The 16,146-nt window shown below is 70.6% G+C and carries 14 protein-coding genes and 1 tRNA gene; 10 read left to right on the top strand and 5 right to left on the bottom strand.

The annotated features are described in order from the left end of the window. Positions 1–98: 98 nt before the first annotated feature. Positions 99–1,400 (top strand): two-component system sensor histidine kinase PhoR, encoded by a 1,302-nt coding sequence (phoR, locus tag N8I87_RS18530; protein ID WP_263210206.1) that lies wholly within the window; start codon positions 99–101, stop codon positions 1,398–1,400. Between the two features lie 5 nt (positions 1,401–1,405). Next, positions 1,406–2,077 carry a two-component system response regulator PhoP gene (gene phoP / locus N8I87_RS18525; RefSeq protein WP_018568744.1) on the top strand — a complete coding sequence of 224 codons (672 nt, stop codon included), beginning with the start codon at positions 1,406–1,408 and terminating at the stop codon, positions 2,075–2,077. Positions 2,078–2,192: 115 nt separating this feature from the next. Here phoP and N8I87_RS18520 read toward each other — a convergent pair whose 3' ends face one another. Next, positions 2,193–2,867, bottom strand: coding sequence for a DUF461 domain-containing protein (locus tag N8I87_RS18520; RefSeq protein WP_263210203.1), 675 nt, complete (start codon positions 2,865–2,867; stop codon positions 2,193–2,195). A gap of 605 nt (positions 2,868–3,472) precedes the next feature. On the opposite strand from N8I87_RS18520, the gene N8I87_RS18515 reads away from it, so the two are divergent. From N8I87_RS18515 to N8I87_RS18490, 6 genes are all read left to right on the top strand, one after another. Then, a complete protein-coding gene (locus tag N8I87_RS18515) occupies positions 3,473–3,955 on the top strand; it encodes a CarD family transcriptional regulator (RefSeq protein WP_003953493.1) in 483 nt (160 codons plus the stop codon). A gap of 346 nt (positions 3,956–4,301) precedes the next feature. After that, complete coding sequence (gene ispD / locus N8I87_RS18510) at positions 4,302–5,054, top strand: 2-C-methyl-D-erythritol 4-phosphate cytidylyltransferase (RefSeq protein ID WP_263210201.1); 753 nt, start codon at positions 4,302–4,304, stop codon at positions 5,052–5,054. Beyond that, a complete protein-coding gene (ispF, locus tag N8I87_RS18505) occupies positions 5,044–5,550 on the top strand; it encodes a 2-C-methyl-D-erythritol 2,4-cyclodiphosphate synthase (RefSeq protein WP_263210200.1) in 507 nt (168 codons plus the stop codon). The genes ispD and ispF overlap by 11 nt, the downstream gene beginning before the upstream one ends. A 282-nt stretch (positions 5,551–5,832) precedes the next feature. Continuing rightward, entirely contained in the window at positions 5,833–7,236 is a 1,404-nt protein-coding gene (cysS, locus tag N8I87_RS18500) for a cysteine--tRNA ligase (RefSeq protein ID WP_263210198.1), read from the top strand. Between the two features lie 98 nt (positions 7,237–7,334). Next, positions 7,335–8,276, top strand: coding sequence for a 23S rRNA (guanosine(2251)-2'-O)-methyltransferase RlmB (rlmB, locus tag N8I87_RS18495; RefSeq protein ID WP_263210197.1), 942 nt, complete (start codon positions 7,335–7,337; stop codon positions 8,274–8,276). 183 nt (positions 8,277–8,459) lie between these two features. Continuing rightward, complete coding sequence (locus tag N8I87_RS18490; protein WP_263210196.1) at positions 8,460–10,136, top strand: DoxX family protein; 1,677 nt, start codon at positions 8,460–8,462, stop codon at positions 10,134–10,136. An 88-nt stretch (positions 10,137–10,224) separates the two neighbouring features. Here the strand turns inward: N8I87_RS18490 and N8I87_RS18485 are convergent, their stop codons facing one another. The 3 genes from N8I87_RS18485 to N8I87_RS18475 form a co-directional block, all read right to left on the bottom strand. Further along, a complete protein-coding gene (locus tag N8I87_RS18485) occupies positions 10,225–10,956 on the bottom strand; it encodes a nucleotidyltransferase family protein (RefSeq protein ID WP_263210195.1) in 732 nt (243 codons plus the stop codon). Between the two features lie 86 nt (positions 10,957–11,042). Next, complete coding sequence (locus tag N8I87_RS18480) at positions 11,043–11,510, bottom strand: hypothetical protein (protein WP_263210194.1); 468 nt, start codon at positions 11,508–11,510, stop codon at positions 11,043–11,045. A gap of 200 nt (positions 11,511–11,710) precedes the next feature. Continuing rightward, on the bottom strand, positions 11,711–12,847 hold the full coding sequence (locus N8I87_RS18475) for an ABC transporter ATP-binding protein (protein WP_263210193.1): 1,137 nt from the start codon (positions 12,845–12,847) through the stop codon (positions 11,711–11,713). 217 nt (positions 12,848–13,064) lie between these two features. On the opposite strand from N8I87_RS18475, the gene N8I87_RS18470 reads away from it, so the two are divergent. After that, positions 13,065–13,138, top strand: a tRNA-Thr gene (locus tag N8I87_RS18470). A 63-nt stretch (positions 13,139–13,201) separates the two neighbouring features. Here N8I87_RS18470 and N8I87_RS18465 read toward each other — a convergent pair. Continuing rightward, the gene (locus tag N8I87_RS18465) at positions 13,202–14,839 is read right to left on the bottom strand and encodes an FAD-dependent oxidoreductase (protein ID WP_263210191.1); all 1,638 of its coding nucleotides are present in this window, start codon (positions 14,837–14,839) and stop codon (positions 13,202–13,204) included. Positions 14,840–15,050: 211 nt separating this feature from the next. On the opposite strand from N8I87_RS18465, the gene N8I87_RS18460 reads away from it, so the two are divergent. After that, a complete protein-coding gene (locus N8I87_RS18460) occupies positions 15,051–16,130 on the top strand; it encodes a SchA/CurD-like domain-containing protein (RefSeq protein WP_263210189.1) in 1,080 nt (359 codons plus the stop codon). Positions 16,131–16,146 lie beyond the last annotated feature (16 nt).

Raw genomic sequence — 16,146 nt, 5'->3', positions numbered from 1 at the left:
AACCATCACTGGCTCCAAGGTGAACTCTGGGCGACGAGTGTTCGAGCTCGCACCTCGACGGCTGTGGGGATGTCGTACGTCATGCCTAACCTGGATGCATGGACGTGAACGCGGCGGTCGCCGCAGCGGCAGCGATCGCCGGGGTGCTCACCGGCGTCATCGCCATGCTGGCGTTCCGCTGGAGCGAACGCGACCAGAAGCGACCGACCAGGACTTCTCTGCACACCGACCCTGTGCTGCCGCCGGGCGTGGACACCGTGCTGTCCGTGCTCCGGTCCTCGGCGGTCGTCCTCGACGAGGGCGACGCCGTCGTCAAGGCGAGCTCCGCGGCGTACGCCCTCGGGCTGGTGCGCGGCGGCAAGCTCGCCGTCGAGCCCATGCTCCAGATGGCCCGGGACACCCGGCGGGACGGGGAGATACGCCAGGTAGAGCTGGATCTGCCCAGGCGGGGCACCGGACGGGGCGAGGCCCTCGCGGTGTCCGCCCGCGTGGCGCCGCTCGGCTCCCGGCTCGTGCTGCTCCTGGTCGAGGACCTCACCGAGGCCCGCCGGATCGAGGCCGTGCGGCGTGACTTCGTCGCCAATGTCAGTCATGAGCTGAAGACACCGGTCGGCGCGCTCTCCCTGCTGTCCGAGGCCGTCATGGACGCCTCGGACGACCCGGAGGCCGTGCAGCGCTTCGCCGGTCGCATGCAGATCGAGGCCACCCGGCTGACCAACCTGGTGCAGGAGCTCATCGACCTCTCCCGGGTCCAGAACGACGACCCGCTGGAGGACGCCGAGCCCGTCCGGGTGGACGAGCTGGTCGCCGAGGCCATCGACCGCTGCCGCCACCAGGCCGGTGCGAAGCAGATCACCATGGCCGCAGGCGGCACCGCCGACCTGCACGTCTGGGGCAACCGCGGGCAGCTCGCCGCCGCCCTCGGCAACCTCGTCGAGAACGCCGTCAACTACTCCCCGGCCCGTACCCGCGTCGGCATAGCCGCCCGCCGGGTCAGCGCATCCGGCGGCGACATGATCGAGCTCGCCGTCACGGACCAGGGCATCGGCATCACCGACAAGGACAAGGAGCGCATCTTCGAGCGCTTCTACCGCGTCGACCCGGCCCGCTCCCGGGCCACCGGCGGCACCGGTCTGGGTCTCGCGATCGTCAAGCACGTGGTCGCCTCGCACGGCGGGGAGGTCACGGTGTGGAGCGCCGAAGGCCAGGGCTCCACGTTCACCCTGCGGCTACCGGAGGCGGGCGTGGCCCGTGACCGCGCCCTGCAACACCCCGACCTCGACGAAGAGGCCGGACCCACCGCACATCCGTCCCCCGCGTCCTCCCACTCAGCCGCATCCCACGAATCCCCCGACTCAACCGCGTACGAAACGCTTCCCGCCCCGGAGGTCCTTCCGTGACCCGAGTGCTCGTCGTCGAGGACGAGGAGTCCTTCTCCGACGCCCTGTCGTACATGCTCCGCAAGGAGGGCTTCGAGGTCGCCGTGGCGGCCACGGGCCCCGACGGCCTCGACGAGTTCGAGCGCAACGGCGCCGACCTCGTCCTCCTCGACCTGATGCTGCCGGGGCTGCCCGGCACGGAGGTGTGCCGCCAGCTGCGCGGCCGCTCCAACGTCCCGGTGATCATGGTGACCGCCAAGGACAGCGAGATCGACAAGGTCGTCGGCCTGGAGATAGGAGCCGACGACTACGTCACCAAGCCGTTCTCCTCGCGGGAGCTGGTCGCCCGCATCCGCGCCGTGCTGCGCCGCCGCGGTGAGCCGGAGGAAGTCACGCCTGCCGCCCTGGAGGCGGGCCCGGTCCGGATGGACGTCGACCGGCACGTGGTGACGGTCTCCGGCTCGAAGGTGGACCTCCCGCTCAAGGAGTTCGACCTTCTGGAGATGCTGCTGCGCAACGCCGGCCGCGTCCTGACCCGTATGCAGCTCATCGACCGAGTCTGGGGTGCCGACTACGTCGGTGACACCAAGACCCTCGACGTCCACGTCAAGCGCCTGCGCGCGAAGATCGAGCCGGACCCGGGCGCGCCGCGGTACCTGGTGACGGTGCGTGGGCTGGGCTACAAGTTCGAGCCGTAGATCGTCCACCCGGACCGACACGGGTGAGACTGACACGAGTGAAGGGCGGCACCCCCCGAGGGGTGCCGCCCTTCACTCGCGCGGATGGGTCGTACGGCCGGTCAGCGCCGGACGGTCAGTGGCCGGACGGCGTGGCCGACGCCGACGCGGAGTCGCTCGGGGTGGACCCGGTGGCGGACTCCGTCGCGGTCGCGGTGGCCCCCGAGTGCTTGCCCGGCTTGGCGCTCGTGGACGCCGAGGCGCCCGCGGCGGCCGTGGGCGTGGCCGAGGACGTCGGGATCTCGCTCGGGCCCCAGTCGGTGAAGTAGTGCGTGGCCGGGACGACGAACGCGCGCAGGCTCACGTCACCGGTCTTGCTGAAGGTGAAGGTGATCTTCTGGGCGTTGCCGTCCTGGACCGACTCGCGGCTGCTGGCCAGCACGGCGGAGGCGTTGTTCTTGCCGCCGAGGATGAGCCGACCGCCGGCCGGGATGGTGAGCGATCCACCCTTGGCGGGGGAGAGCTGCGCGGTCTTGCCGGTGCCGGGCAGGACCAGCGACTGCAGGGTCTGCGGGGTGGTGCCGGTGTTGAAGATGGTCGCGGAGACCACGGCCGGACCGGTGGACTGCAGATCGGGCTGCGTGATGACGGTCGCGTTCTGCACCTTGATGGTGCCGACGCTGGTCGCCGCGTTGTCCGGCTTGACCTGCAGCGTCTGAGAGTCGTTGCCGGCGGCGCAGGCGGCGAGCGAGGCGATCGAGAAGGCGATGGCGGAGGCGGCGAGGGCGCCGCGTCGAAGGCTGCTGCTCACGGCGGCGGCAACTCCTTGAACGCGCGGGCGGCCTTCTTATAAAGCCACCCTAAGTGTCTGTCAGCGGCCATAGGTTACCGAGCCGTTCCGGAGCGCTCGCACCCGACCCTCCCCCAACCCCGCACGCTTCGCTCGTGCAGGGGGTACGCCGGGTGCCACAAGTGACTCCCGAGCCCCTTTGGCTCAGGTTGACTCCGCGCTCGTACGGCATTCACATAAGGCGTCCCGCAAAATTTCCGTGAAGGAATGCGCGGCCGCCCCGGAATTGATCACCGTACCGCTCAGCCGGGCGCCCGTGATCAATTCCGGAAACGTCTCGTACCCGACTCAGGCCAACCGAACGGAGTAGCGGAAGTCGCACGCTTGCGACCGGACAAATGTGGACGTTCGACCACTTGGAGGGGCCTCCGGATGTGTGTAACGTACGCGTTTCACCTCGCCCGAAGAGCCGCTCCCACCTGCGAATACCTGCTTCCGCCGACCTCCCGAAGCACGTTCCTGTCGCTGTTGTCAAGCCCCGAGATATGCCCTGACCTGCGAAAACGCCATTCAGAAGACGCCGTATCCGTGTTACCCTGGATAGCCACGGAAGGGGTACCTGTCACATGACGTTCAAGGTTGGCGACACCGTGGTCTATCCCCATCACGGGGCCGCGCTGATCGAGGCCATCGAAACTCGCCAGATCAAAGGCGTGGACAAGACCTACTTGGTGCTGAAGGTCGCCCAGGGTGACCTGACGGTGCGTGTGCCAGCGGACAATGCTGAGTTCGTGGGCGTGCGTGATGTGGTCGGTCAGGACGGGCTGGACCGGGTCTTCGAGGTGCTGCGCGCGCCGTACGCCGAGGAGCCCACGAACTGGTCTCGTCGCTACAAGGCAAATCTGGAGAAGCTTGCCTCCGGCGATGTCATCAAGGTCGCGGAAGTCGTGCGTGACCTCTGGCGTCGTGAGCGCGAGCGTGGACTCTCCGCCGGTGAGAAGCGCATGCTCGCCAAGGCCCGCCAGATCCTGGTGAGCGAGCTCGCTCTTGCGGAGAACACGAACGAGGACAAGGCCGAGGCCCTGCTCGACGAGGTCCTCGCGTCCTGACGCGAAGCCGGCTGCGCCCGCTCTGCTCAGCACAGTGAAATGCCGCGGTGCCCGATGACGTGACTTTTGTCGCCGGGCGCTGCGGCATGTTCGTACCCGGATGCCGTACGCCTCTCACATACTCGGATCCCCATACCCGGATACTCGGACCGCCCGCTCGAAATCGAGTATCGGATCGATCGAGTATCAAGTCGAAGGGATTTCCCCCCGATACCCCGACACATGGCGTGCCGGGCCCGGGCAGCTGGCTCGACCGGTGTCACGGAAGGGTCCGGTCGGGGCGTCGCGCCCGGCACTTCCCAGGCCATACCCACGTTGGCCGAGCACACAAACCTGACAGGAACCGATGTCTGACGATTCGCGCCCTTCGCCCGCGGAGTTGCGTACGGCCGCGGTGATTCCGGCCGCCGGCCGGGGCGTACGCCTCGGTCCGGGCGCCCCCAAGGCGCTCCGCACGCTGGGCGGCACTCCCATGCTCATCCACGCCGTACGCGCGCTCGCCGCCTCCCGCGCCGTCTCCCTGGTGGTCGTCGTGGCCCCGCCGGACGGCACCGCCGAGGTCAAGTCGCTGCTCGACGCGCACGCACTGCCCGAGCGGACGGACTTCCTGGTCGTGCCCGGCGGGGACTCCCGCCAGGAGTCGGTGAAGCTGGGCCTCGACGCGCTCCCGCCCGACTACGGCATCGTCCTGGTGCATGACGCGGCCCGTCCGCTCGTGCCCGTGGACACCGTGGACGCGGTGATCGACGCGGTACGTGACGGAGCTCACGCCGTCGTCCCCGCGCTGCCGCTCGCCGACACCGTCAAGGAGGTCGAGCCCGCGGCGGTGCCCGGCGAGCCCGAGCCGGTGCTGGCCACACCCGAACGCGCCCGGCTGCGCGCCGTACAGACACCGCAGGGCTTCGACCGGGCGACGCTCGTACGGGCCCACGAGACCGTCACCGACGACGTCACCGACTGCGCAGGCATGGTCGAGCGGCTCGGCGAGCCGGTCGTGGTGGTCCCCGGCCACGAGGAGGCCTTCAAGGTCACCCGCCCGCTGGACCTGGTCCTCGCGGAGGCGGTCCTGGCCCGCCGGAGGCTGAACGATGGCTTCTGACACGGTGCTTCCCCAGGTCGGCATCGGCACCGACATCCACGCCTTCGAAGAGGGCCGCGAGCTGTGGTGCGCCGGCCTGAAGTGGGAGGGCGAGGGGCCGGGCCTGGCCGGTCACTCCGACGCGGACGTCGTCGCCCACGCCGCGTGCAACGCGCTCTTCTCGGCGGCCGGCCTCGGCGACCTGGGACAGCACTTCGGCACCGGGCGCCCGGAGTGGTCGGGCGCGTCCGGTGTCACCCTGCTCACCGAGGCGGCCCGGATCGTGCGCGAGGCGGGTTTCCGCATCGGCAACATCGCGGTCCAGGTCGTCGGCCCCCGCCCCAAGATCGGAAAGCGCCGTGACGAGGCCCAGAAACTCCTCTCGGAGGCGGCCGGCGCCCCGGTCTCCGTCTCCGGCGCCACGACCGACGGCCTTGGCTTCCCGGGCCGGGACGAGGGCCTGATGGCGGTGGCCACGGCGCTGGTCGTCCGGGTGGACCCAGCCGGCCAGTCCTGATTGAGGACGAGCCGGGGGTCCTGGCCGAGGCCGACCAGCCGGCCCGTGGGGGTACCCCCTGCTCGTAGAGCTTGGGGGAGCTTGAGGACGAGGCCGTCAACGCCGAAGCGGGGGTCTGGGGGCGGCAGCCCCCAGGGCCGTGAGCCAAAACGCACCGGCACGACCACACGCACCGGCACCCGGCGCGAAATGACCGCCGAACCGCCGGAGGCAACGTCACGAATTCGCGGTCCTTCGGCGGCAGGTCGCAAGGCACTACCCGGCGCCCACTACCCTGGAGTGGTGACTATTCGGCTGTACGACACCAACGCCCGGCAGATCCGTGACTTCACCCCGCTCACGCCGGGTTGTGTCTCGATCTACCTGTGTGGTGCCACCGTGCAGTCGGCGCCGCACATCGGGCACATCCGCTCGGGCCTCAACTTCGACATCATGCGCCGATGGTTCGCCCACCGGGGCTACGAGGTGACGTTCATCAGGAACGTCACCGACATCGACGACAAGATCATCAACAAGGCCCACGAGCAGAACCGGCCCTGGTGGTCCATCGGGTACGAGAACGAGCGCGCGTTCGACGACGGCTACACGGCACTCGGCTGCCTGCCGCCGACGTACGAGCCCCGCGCCACCGGCCACATCACCGAGATGATCGAGATGATGCAGGGCCTGATCGAGCGCGGCCACGCCTACGCGGCGGACGGCAACGTCTACTTCGACGTGCGTTCCTTCCCGCGGTACCTGGAGCTGTCCCGGCAGGAGCTCGACAACCTGCTCCAGCCCTCCGGCGAGGGCGAGACCGGCAAGCGGGACCCGCGCGACTTCGCCATGTGGAAGTCCGCCAAGCCCGGCGAGCCGACCTGGCCGACGCCGTGGGGAGACGGGCGCCCGGGCTGGCACCTGGAGTGCTCGGCCATGGCCCACAAGTACCTGGGCTCCGCCTTCGACATCCACGGCGGCGGACTCGACCTGATCTTCCCGCACCACGAGAACGAGATCGCCCAGGCCAAGGCCTACGGCGACGACTTCGCCCAGTACTGGGTGCACAACGCCTGGGTGACCATGGCCGGCGAGAAGATGGCCAAGTCGCTGGGCAACAGCGTCCTGGTCTCCGAGATGGTCAAGGCGTGGCGTCCGATCGTGCTGCGCTACTACCTCGGCACGCCGCACTACCGCTCGATGATCGAGTACAGCGAGGAGGCCCTGCGCGAGGCCGAGTCCGCGTTCGCGCGGATCGAGGGCTTCGTGCAGCGCGTCATCGAGCTGTCCGGGGGCGTCGTCGAGCCGTCCGCCGAGGTACCGCCCGCGTTCGCCGAGGCGATGGACGACGACCTCGGTGTCCCGCAGGCACTGGCCGTCGTGCACACCACGGTCCGGCAGGGCAACTCCGCACTCGCCGCCGACGACAAGGAAGCCGCCGTCGCCCGCCTCGCCGAGGTGCGCGCCATGCTCGGTGTCCTGGGTCTCGACCCGCTCGACCCGCACTGGGCCGGCGCCGGCGCCGACCGCGGCGAGGACCTGCACGGCGTGGTCGACAGCCTCGTACGACTGGTCCTCGACCAGCGCGAGGCGGCCCGCTCCCGCAAGGACTGGGCCACCGCGGACGCCATCCGCGACCAGCTCAACCAGTCCGGTCTGGTCATCGAGGACAGCCCGCAGGGGCCACGCTGGAGCCTCGGCCCACGCTGAGGCCCACCGACGGTCCGATGATCGATTGTGCCGCCCGGGTGTCCGGGCGGCACACTGCATATACACGTACGCACGCTTCCGTAGAGAACAGGTAGGTCATGGCCGCGAACAACCGCCGCATGTCCGGCAAGAAGGGCGCGCAGGTCGGCAGTGGCGGCCAGCGGCGCCGGGGCCTCGAGGGCAAGGGGCCGACCCCGCCCGCCGAGATGCGCAAGGGACACGCCAAGCAGCGCGCCGCGAACGCGAAGGTGCGCCGCGCCCAGGGGCGTCCGCAGCAGCGCCGGGGCGGCGGCAAGACGTCCTCCGAGCTGGTCGTCGGCCGCAACCCGGTCGTCGAGGCGCTGCGCGAGGGCGTGCCCGCGAACACCCTCTACGTCCAGCAGTTCATCGACAACGACGAGCGCGTCCGCGAGGCCCTGCAGCTCGCCGCCGAACGCGGGGGCATCAACCTCATGGAGGCCCCGCGCCCCGAGCTCGACCGTATGACCAACGGGCTCAACCACCAGGGTCTGGTCCTCCAGGTCCCGCCGTACGAGTACGCGCACCCCGAGGACCTCGCCGACGCCGCCTACGACGAGGGTGAGGACCCGCTGATCGTCGCCCTCGACGGGGTGACCGACCCGCGCAACCTCGGCGCCGTCGTCCGCTCCGTCTCCGCCTTCGGCGGCCACGGCGTCGTGGTGCCCGAGCGGCGCGCGGCCGGCATGACCGCCGGTGCCTGGAAGACCTCCGCCGGTACGGCGGCCCGTACGCCCGTCGCCCGCGCCACCAACCTGACGCGCGCCCTGGAGTCGTACAAGAAGGCCGGGATCGTGGTCGTCGGCCTCGCCGCCGACGGAGAGGCCGAACTCGGTGACCTGGCGGCCCTTCAGGGCCCCGTCGTCATCGTCGTCGGCAGCGAGGGCAAGGGCCTGTCCCGACTGGTCGGCGAGACCTGCGACTTCCGGGTACGGATCCCGATGCCGGGTGGCGCGGAGTCGCTCAACGCCGGTGTGGCGGCGGGGATCGTGCTGTACGAGGCCGCTCGGCGCCGGAGCTGACGGCGGGTCGGGGACACGCCGACGGCGAGTTCGCGAGCAGCCGACGACGACTGCGGGCGCGCTTGAACGCGCGTCCGTAAGTTCACCCGTACGGGCTAAATCCGGCGTCCAGGACAAGCTTGACGCGGTCCGGACAGTTCGGACCGGTCAAAGCAGTGTCCTAACACCACGTCACTCGGTTAGATGAGTGTGGACACCAGAACACCCCGCACACCCACGGGGGACCGCTCGTCGGGATTCGACGACGCTCCCGCGCTGAGCATGGTGAAGGTGCCGAGCGATCCGGCGCAGGTCATCGTCAATCACGCGAGCTTCCGCGTGCAACTGGGCGTATCGACGAGGCGTACCCAATCCCCGCGGGTCGCACGGCACTTGAGCGTCACCGAGCACACCGCCCGCGTCCCGGTCGTCGGCACGGCGGGTGGAGCGGCCCCGGCCCCGCGCCGGCGCCGCCCCGTCGTCTGGAGCGGCAGGTCCGCCCCCGACGACACCGGCGCCCACCGGCTGCTCCAGGCCGTGCGGGGCGGCAGCGTCCGCTATGCCGACGACCCGTCCGTCGACGCCGGGGCCACCCGGGTCATCCCGCGCGTCGGTCTCGGGGGCGGCTACGGCGACGTCGGTTACGACGGCTTCGACCGCACCGTCGAGACCCCCGTCGTCGGCCCGCGCGCGCCCGCCGCCGGGGAGAACCGGCTGCTGCCTCCCATGCGGACCGTGGGCAGCGCCTACGACGAACCCGCCTACGGCGAACATCCCTATGGCGACGACGAGTTCGAGGACTACGAGGACTACGAGGAGCCGGCCGAGGCGCCCCCTGCCCCCCGCACCAGGCGTCACGCCGAAGACCCGGCCCGGCACGCGTACTACCCCGGTCGCCGGTTGAACCTCGGTGTGGTCCTGCTCCCGCTGCGGATCTTCCTCGGCTTCATCTCCATCTACGCCGGCATGGGCAAGCTCTGCGACCCCGTCTACTTCGACGGCGGCAAGCGCGGCTCCATGGTGAAGTGGCTCAACACCCTGCACCCCTGGGAAGTCGCCGAGCCACTGCGGCAGTTCGCGCTGCAGCATCCGGTCGGCTCGGGGCTCGTCATCGCCTTCCTCCAGGTCGTCGTGGGCGTCCTCACGATCCTGGGCTGCTGGCAGCGGGTGGCCGCGGTCTTCGGTGCGCTGCTCTCCGCCGCGCTCATCGTCACCGTCAGCTGGAAGACCGTCCCGGCCTACGACGCCCCCGACATCATCTACCTGGCCGCCTGGTCCCCGCTGATCATCGCCGGCGCCCCCGTCTACTCCGTCGACGGCCGCCTCGCGGGCCGTGCCTGGCGCACCCTCGGACCCCGCTCGGACATCTGGGATCTGCGTCGCTACGTCCTGCGCCGCGGTGCCCTGATCACGGCCGTCACCGTCGGCATCACCCTGCTCATCGGCTCCCTGCTGGGCGGCGCCGTCCGCGACTCCAGCCGTGTGGTCGTGCCGGGCCCCGGCGAGGCCCCGCGCAACCAGCTGCCGGGCTCCCCGCTCCCGGGCGGGCCCGCCAAGCAGCGCCAGAAGGCTCCGGCGGCCTCGACCGCGCCGTCCCGGGGCGCCACGGCCTCCACCTCGCCGTCCAGCGCGGCGACGACCCCGGGCGCGGCCCACTCGTCCGGCGCCGCCACCGGCGGTGCCCCCAGCCAGACCCAGGGCACCGTGGGCCAGGCCCCGCCGCGGCACACCTCCCCGGCCGGCCGGGCCCCCAGCACCACCTCGGGCCCCACCTCCGGCGGCGCAGCGACGGGCGGCACCGGCTCGACCGGCGGCACGGGCACCGGCGGCGGCAACACGTCCTCGGGCCAGCCGGGCCTGGTGGGCGGCCTGCTGGGCTAGGAGCAGGAGCGGCATTCGGCGCCGAACGGGCCCCGCACCACGAGGTGCGGGGCCCTTCCGGCCTAGGGGACGACAGCGCGCCCCACTGTCACCGCCCCAGAGCGGCCAGCTCCTTCGCCGCCTCCGTCAGATCCTTCGCCGTGTCGATGGCCCGCCAGTACGCCCCCTGCGGGATCGGGTAGCCCGCCAGCCGCCGCTCGCGTGCCAGATGCGGGAACGTGGTCCGCTCGTGGTCGCCCCGCTCGGGAAGCAGCCCGGCGAACTCGGGCGAGAACACATAGACGCCCGCGTTGATCTCGAAGGTCGACGGCGGGGCCTCGATGAAGTCCGTGATGTGCCCGAAGCCGTCCGTCTGCACGGCGCCCCAGGGAATGCGCGGCCGCGCCAGCGCAAGGGTCGCGACGGCGTCGCGCTCGGTGTGGAAGTCCGCCATCTCGCGCAGCGAGAAACGGGTCCAGATGTCGCCGTTGGTGGCGTACCAGGGCCGGTCCGGGCGGGGCAGATGGGCAGCCGCGTACTTCAGGCCGCCGCCGCGGCCGAGGGGTTCCGTCTCCACGACGGTGGTAACGGTGACCGGCAGGTCGGCCGAGTCCAGCCACTTCTGCAGGACCTCGGCGAGGTGGCCGCAGGAGACCACCACGTCCGTCACGCCCTCCTCGGCGAGCCAGGACAGCTGGTGGCCGACGATCGGGGTGCCGGTGCCGGGGATCTCGACCATCGGCTTGGGCCGGTCGTCGGTGTAGGGACGCAGCCGTGAGCCCTGGCCACCGGCCAGGATGACAGCTTGAGTGGGGCGCGACGCGGCGTTCGGATGGGTCATGACCGAACTGTACGTGGCGCCCCGCTCGTGACTTTCGCCTGCAACCGTTCCTTAATCAGCCATTACCGGACTCTCGAACGCCGCTGTCAGCTGTGCGCGGCCAGGACGCCGGAGGCGAAGGAGGTGTCGCAGACCGGGCGGGCGTACGCCTGGGCGCGCGAGGCGCCGTACATACGGACCGCGGCGCGGCCGAGGGCACGGGCGATGGAGGTGCAGTGCTTCGCGAGCGACGGGTGGCCGTTGACCGCCTGCTGGAGGTGGGTGAGCACCTCGCCGGGGTTCTTGTCCTGCAGCTCGGTCATCAGCTGGTCGCGCAGCACGTCCTGCGGGGCACGGGAGACGGCTCCGGCCCGCGCGGACGACACCTCCGCCGAGGAGATGTCCGAGGCGGTGAGCACCGAGTTCCGGGGGCTCCCCGTCCAGTTGACTCGGGTGACCGCGAGGGTCCCGGAGAGCACCAGGACGACGGGCAGGACAAGGGCGAGGGTGCGGCCGATCCGGCGGGCAGGACCCCGGTGGCCGCGTCGTGTCTGTTGGGTGGTGGAGTGCTTCACGCGTGTGAGGGTAGCGCCCAGTGATGATTTGGCGACATTTGGTCACCGTTTCGAGGGACGAAGTCGTGCCCCCTCAAGGGTGACGGGTTGACGTACGCCGATCGAAATGAACTGTCTTGCCGGGGTATCCGGTGGCGACGCAAAGGGCCCCGCAGCGGTCTGCGGGGCCCTTGTCGTCAACCTGGGTGAATTGTCCGAGGTCAGTCGGAGAGACGCTCGCCCGTGGAGGTCGAGAACACGTGGGTCTCGCCCGGCCGCGGCACGACGTGCAGCTGCGCGCCCTTCTCCGGGACCTGACGGCCGTTGACGCGGACCACCAGGTCCTTCGTCTGGCCGCCGACCTCGGCGGTGCCGTAGACGTAGCCGTCGGCGCCCAGCTCCTCGACGACGTTCACGGAGACCGCGAGACCCGCCGGGGCGTCCTCGGTGTCCTTGGACAGGGCGGAGGCGACGCCGCCGCCCAGCTCGACCACGTCGAAGTGCTCGGGGCGGACGCCGACCGTGACAGTGCGGTCGCCCTTGTCGGAGGCGGCCTTGAGGGCCTCGCGGTTGACCGGGACGACGCTGTTGCCGAACTTCACACCGCCGTCGGTGATCGGGACCTCGACCAGGTTCATGGCGGGGGAGCCGATGAAGCCGGCGACGAAGAGGTTGGCCGGGCGGTCGTACATGTTGCGCGGCGAGTCGACCTGCTGGAGCAGACCGTCCTTGAGGACCGCCACGCGGTCGCCCATCGTCATGGCCTCGACCTGGTCGTGGGTGACGTAGACGGTGGTGATGCCGAGCCGGCGCTGCAGCGACGCGATCTGCGTACGGGTGGAGACACGGAGCTTGGCGTCCAGGTTGGACAGCGGCTCGTCCATGAGGAAGACCTGCGGCTCACGCACGATGGCGCGGCCCATGGCGACACGCTGGCGCTGACCGCCGGACAGGGCCTTCGGCTTGCGGTCCAGGTACTCGGTGAGGTCGAGGATCTTCGCGGCCTCCTCGACCTTCTGCCGGATCTCCGCCTTGTTGACGCCGGCGATCTTGAGCGCGAAGCCCATGTTGTCGGCGACCGACATGTGCGGGTAGAGCGCGTAGTTCTGGAACACCATGGCGATGTCCCGGTCCTTCGGCGGCAGGTGGGTGACGTCGCGGTCGCCGATGCGGATGGCGCCGGCGTTGACGTCCTCGAGCCCCGCGAGCATGCGGAGCGAGGTGGACTTGCCGCAGCCGGACGGACCGACCAGGACGAGGAATTCGCCGTCCTCGATCGAGATGTCGAGACCATCGACGGCGGGCTTGGTGGAACCCGGGTAGATCCGGGTCGCCTTGTCGAACGTGACAGTGGCCATGGTGAATGGACCCCTTCTACCGGCAGGAACGTGCCGGACGATCCGAGTAGGAAGGTGGTTGGTGTAGTCCACAAGAGTGCACTGGGTCAGGACGGTACCTGGCGTTCACCGGTCTGTCAGTAGCCGGAGGACTGTGAACTTCGCCGAAATTTTCGACGAGCCGCCCCGGGGACCTGGGTACACTGCACGGGCACGCACGCACCACGCACACGTGCAGGCCTCCTTAGCTCAGCTGGTCAGAGCGCCGCTCTTGTAAAGCGAAGGTCGTCGGTTCGAATCCGACAGGGGGCTCCCTACGGCGAAGGCCACCCGCGGATTTCCGTGCGGGTGGCCTTCGGTGTGTGTGGGGTGGGGTCAGCCCGTGCGCAGGAGGGTCGCGAGGATCTTGCGCAGGGCCGCCTCCGGGTCCGGTACGGCGCCCGGTGCCCGCCAGGCCACGAATCCGTCCGGGCGTACCAGGACCGCGCCGTCGGCCGTGGTGCCGTGGACCTGTGCCCAGTCGTCGGTGTCGGAGTCGTAGGTCAGGTCGGCGTCGGGGCCCGGTCCGATCCGGTACGCGTCGAGCCGTACGCCGTCCCGGTCGGCGACGCGGCGGGCGGCGGCGTGCCAGCCCGCGTCGTCCGGCGCGTCGGTGAGCAGGACCAGTGAGCGTTCGTAGAGGTCGATCGTGGAGATCCGCTCGCCGCCGCGGTGCAGCCACATGTGGGGCGCCCGGCTGCCGGGCTGCCCGGTGAGGTCCATGACCTCGGGCACCACGGGCTGCGCCGGGTCGGCGTCGATGACGGCGCCCTTCGGGTAGCGGTAGCCGAGGACGACGGGCAGGATGCCGCCCTTCTTGTCGCCCACGCCGGGGCTGGGCGAGAAGCCGGGGTGGCTGTGCTCCACGGAGCGTGCCGAGGCGCGGGCGCTGGTGGCGGCGGCCACCGGGCGGCGCTCGGTGTCGTAGGTCTCCAGCAGGTGCGGACCCGCCCAGCCCTCGAGCACGGCGGCGAGTTTCCAGGCGAGGTTGTGCGCGTCCTGGATGCCGGTGTTGGAGCCGAACGCGCCGGTCGGGGACATCTCGTGGGCGGAGTCCCCGGCGAGGAACACCCGGCCCTCGCGGTAGCGGTCGGCGACGCGTTCGGCGGCCCGCCAGGACGCCTTGCCGGTGAGCTCCACGTCGAGGTCGGGGACGCCGACCGCACGGCGGATGTGCCGGGCGAGCCGGTCCTCGGTGAACTCGTCGAGCGTCTCGCCCCGCTCGGGGTGCCAGGGCGCGTGGAAGACCCAGCGCTCCTTGTTGTCGACGGGCAGCAGGGCGCCGTCGGCCTCGGGGTCGGTGAGATAGCAGCAGATGAAACGCCGGTCGCCGACCACGTCGGCGAGGAGCTTGGACCGGAAGGTGACGCTGACGTTCGCGAACAGCTCGCCCGGCCCGGTCTGGTGGATGCCGAGCCGCTCGCGGACGGGGCTGCGCGGGCCGTCGGCGGCGACGAGGTAGTCCGCGTGGACGGTGTAGCGCTCCTCGGTCCCTCGGTCCCGGACGATCGCCGTCACCCCTTCGGCGTCGTGCTCGAAGGCCTCCATCTCATGGGAGTAGCGCAGATCGCCACCGAGTCTGCGGGCGCTGTCCACCAGCACCGGCTCCAGGTCGTTCTGGCTGCACAGGCACCACCCCGTGGGGCTGAACCTCGCCAGTCCGCCGCTGGGGTCGATGTGCCTGAACAGCCATTCCCCGGCGTCGCCGACCAGCGTCGGGGCCTGCAGGATGCCGTGGTTGACCGAGAGCAGCGAGGCCGCCGTATGGATGTCCGGTTCGATGCCGGCCACCCGGAACAGTTCCATCGTCCGGACGTTGTTGCCGCGTCCGCGTGGGTGATGCGAAGTCCCTGAGTGCCGCTCGACCAGCATGTGCCGCACACCGAGACGGCCCAGGAAAACGGACATGGACAGGCCCACCAGAGACCCGCCCACGATGAGGACGGGGACCCGGTGGTCGGCTTTTCGAAGCATCGAAGCCTCCAGAGGCAGGGGTGCGCGCATGAGGCGCCTGTGAGGTTCCATGCCCTCTTAGGCCTTGTGGGAGCGCCTCGGCGCGCCCAATCACCCACGTGGTTCATACGAGTCGCGCACTGCTGGGGACCGGCACAGGATCAAGGAACGCTGACGTCGCGTCACCCGCGGCCGACGTCCGCCCCTGCCCCGTGAAGGAGATGTGCGCAGGATGACCACAACGTCTGAGCGTGTTTCAGAAACGCTGTCGCGACAGGTGTCGAAAGTCTCCCAGTCCGTGTTCGACGGCTCCCGGCTGCGGGTCGTCCTGCTGGTCGACGTGTACGACGGAGCACAGCAGCAGTTCCTGGAGGCCTACGAGCAGCTGTGCAACCAGGTTGCGTCCGTGCCCGGCCATGTCAGTGACCAACTCTGCCAGTCGATCGAGAATCCATCCCAATGGCTCATCACGAGTGAGTGGGAAAGTGCCCCGCCGTTCCTCGCCTGGGTGAACAGCGAGGAGCACGTGCGGATGGTGCAGCCGCTGCACAGCTGCGTGCGGGACACCCGGTCACTGCGCTTCCACATCGTCCGTGAGACCGGCGGCGAGGCGGCGGGCAGGGCGTCGCAGCGCCGGCTGCAGGCCCAGCCGCGGATCGGTGACGGCGTGATCCGCCACGCCCTGACCTTCACGGTCAAGCCGGGCAGCGAGCCGGAGGTCGCGAAGATCCTCGCGAACTACGCCTCGCCCGAGGCCCGGGTCGATGCCGGCACGCGACTGTGCCGCACCTCCCTGTTCATGCACGGCAACCGGGTCGTACGGGCCATCGAGGTGCGCGGCGATCTGCTCGCGGCGCTGCGCCACGTGGCCCGGCAGCCCGAGATCCGTGCCGTGGAGGAGGCCATCAACCCGTATCTGGAGCAGGAGCGGGACCTCAACGACCAGGAGTCGGCGCGGGTCTTCTTCACCCGGGCGGCGCTGCCCGCCGTACACCATGTGACCGCGGACGAGCCGCACGACGGCCAGCGGCACGCGCTGTACTACCCGGCGAAGCCCGGCAACGGCATGCGGCTGGCCGAACTGCTCGCCCAGCACGACGAGGCGGCGGCGGAGGACCCGGCGAGCCCGGTCCTGCGCAGCACGATCTTCCAGCGCGACGACGTCGTGGTGCGGCTGGTCGATGTGCGTGGCGCCGGCGGTGCCGACCCCGCCCTGCCGGGGTTCGCACAGGCCGCCGAGCTCAAGAAGCTCCTGTACGGCGCCGCGGTCCGCATGGACCTCGTCACCGACCGCCGCTCGCCGGACGCCTGACCCGGTGGCCACTCCC

This window comes from Streptomyces sp. HUAS 15-9 (assembly GCF_025642155.1).
GTDB lineage: Bacteria > Actinomycetota > Actinomycetes > Streptomycetales > Streptomycetaceae > Streptomyces.
Note: the sequence above shows the minus strand (reverse complement) of the source record. Positions and strands in the feature narration are given on the sequence as shown.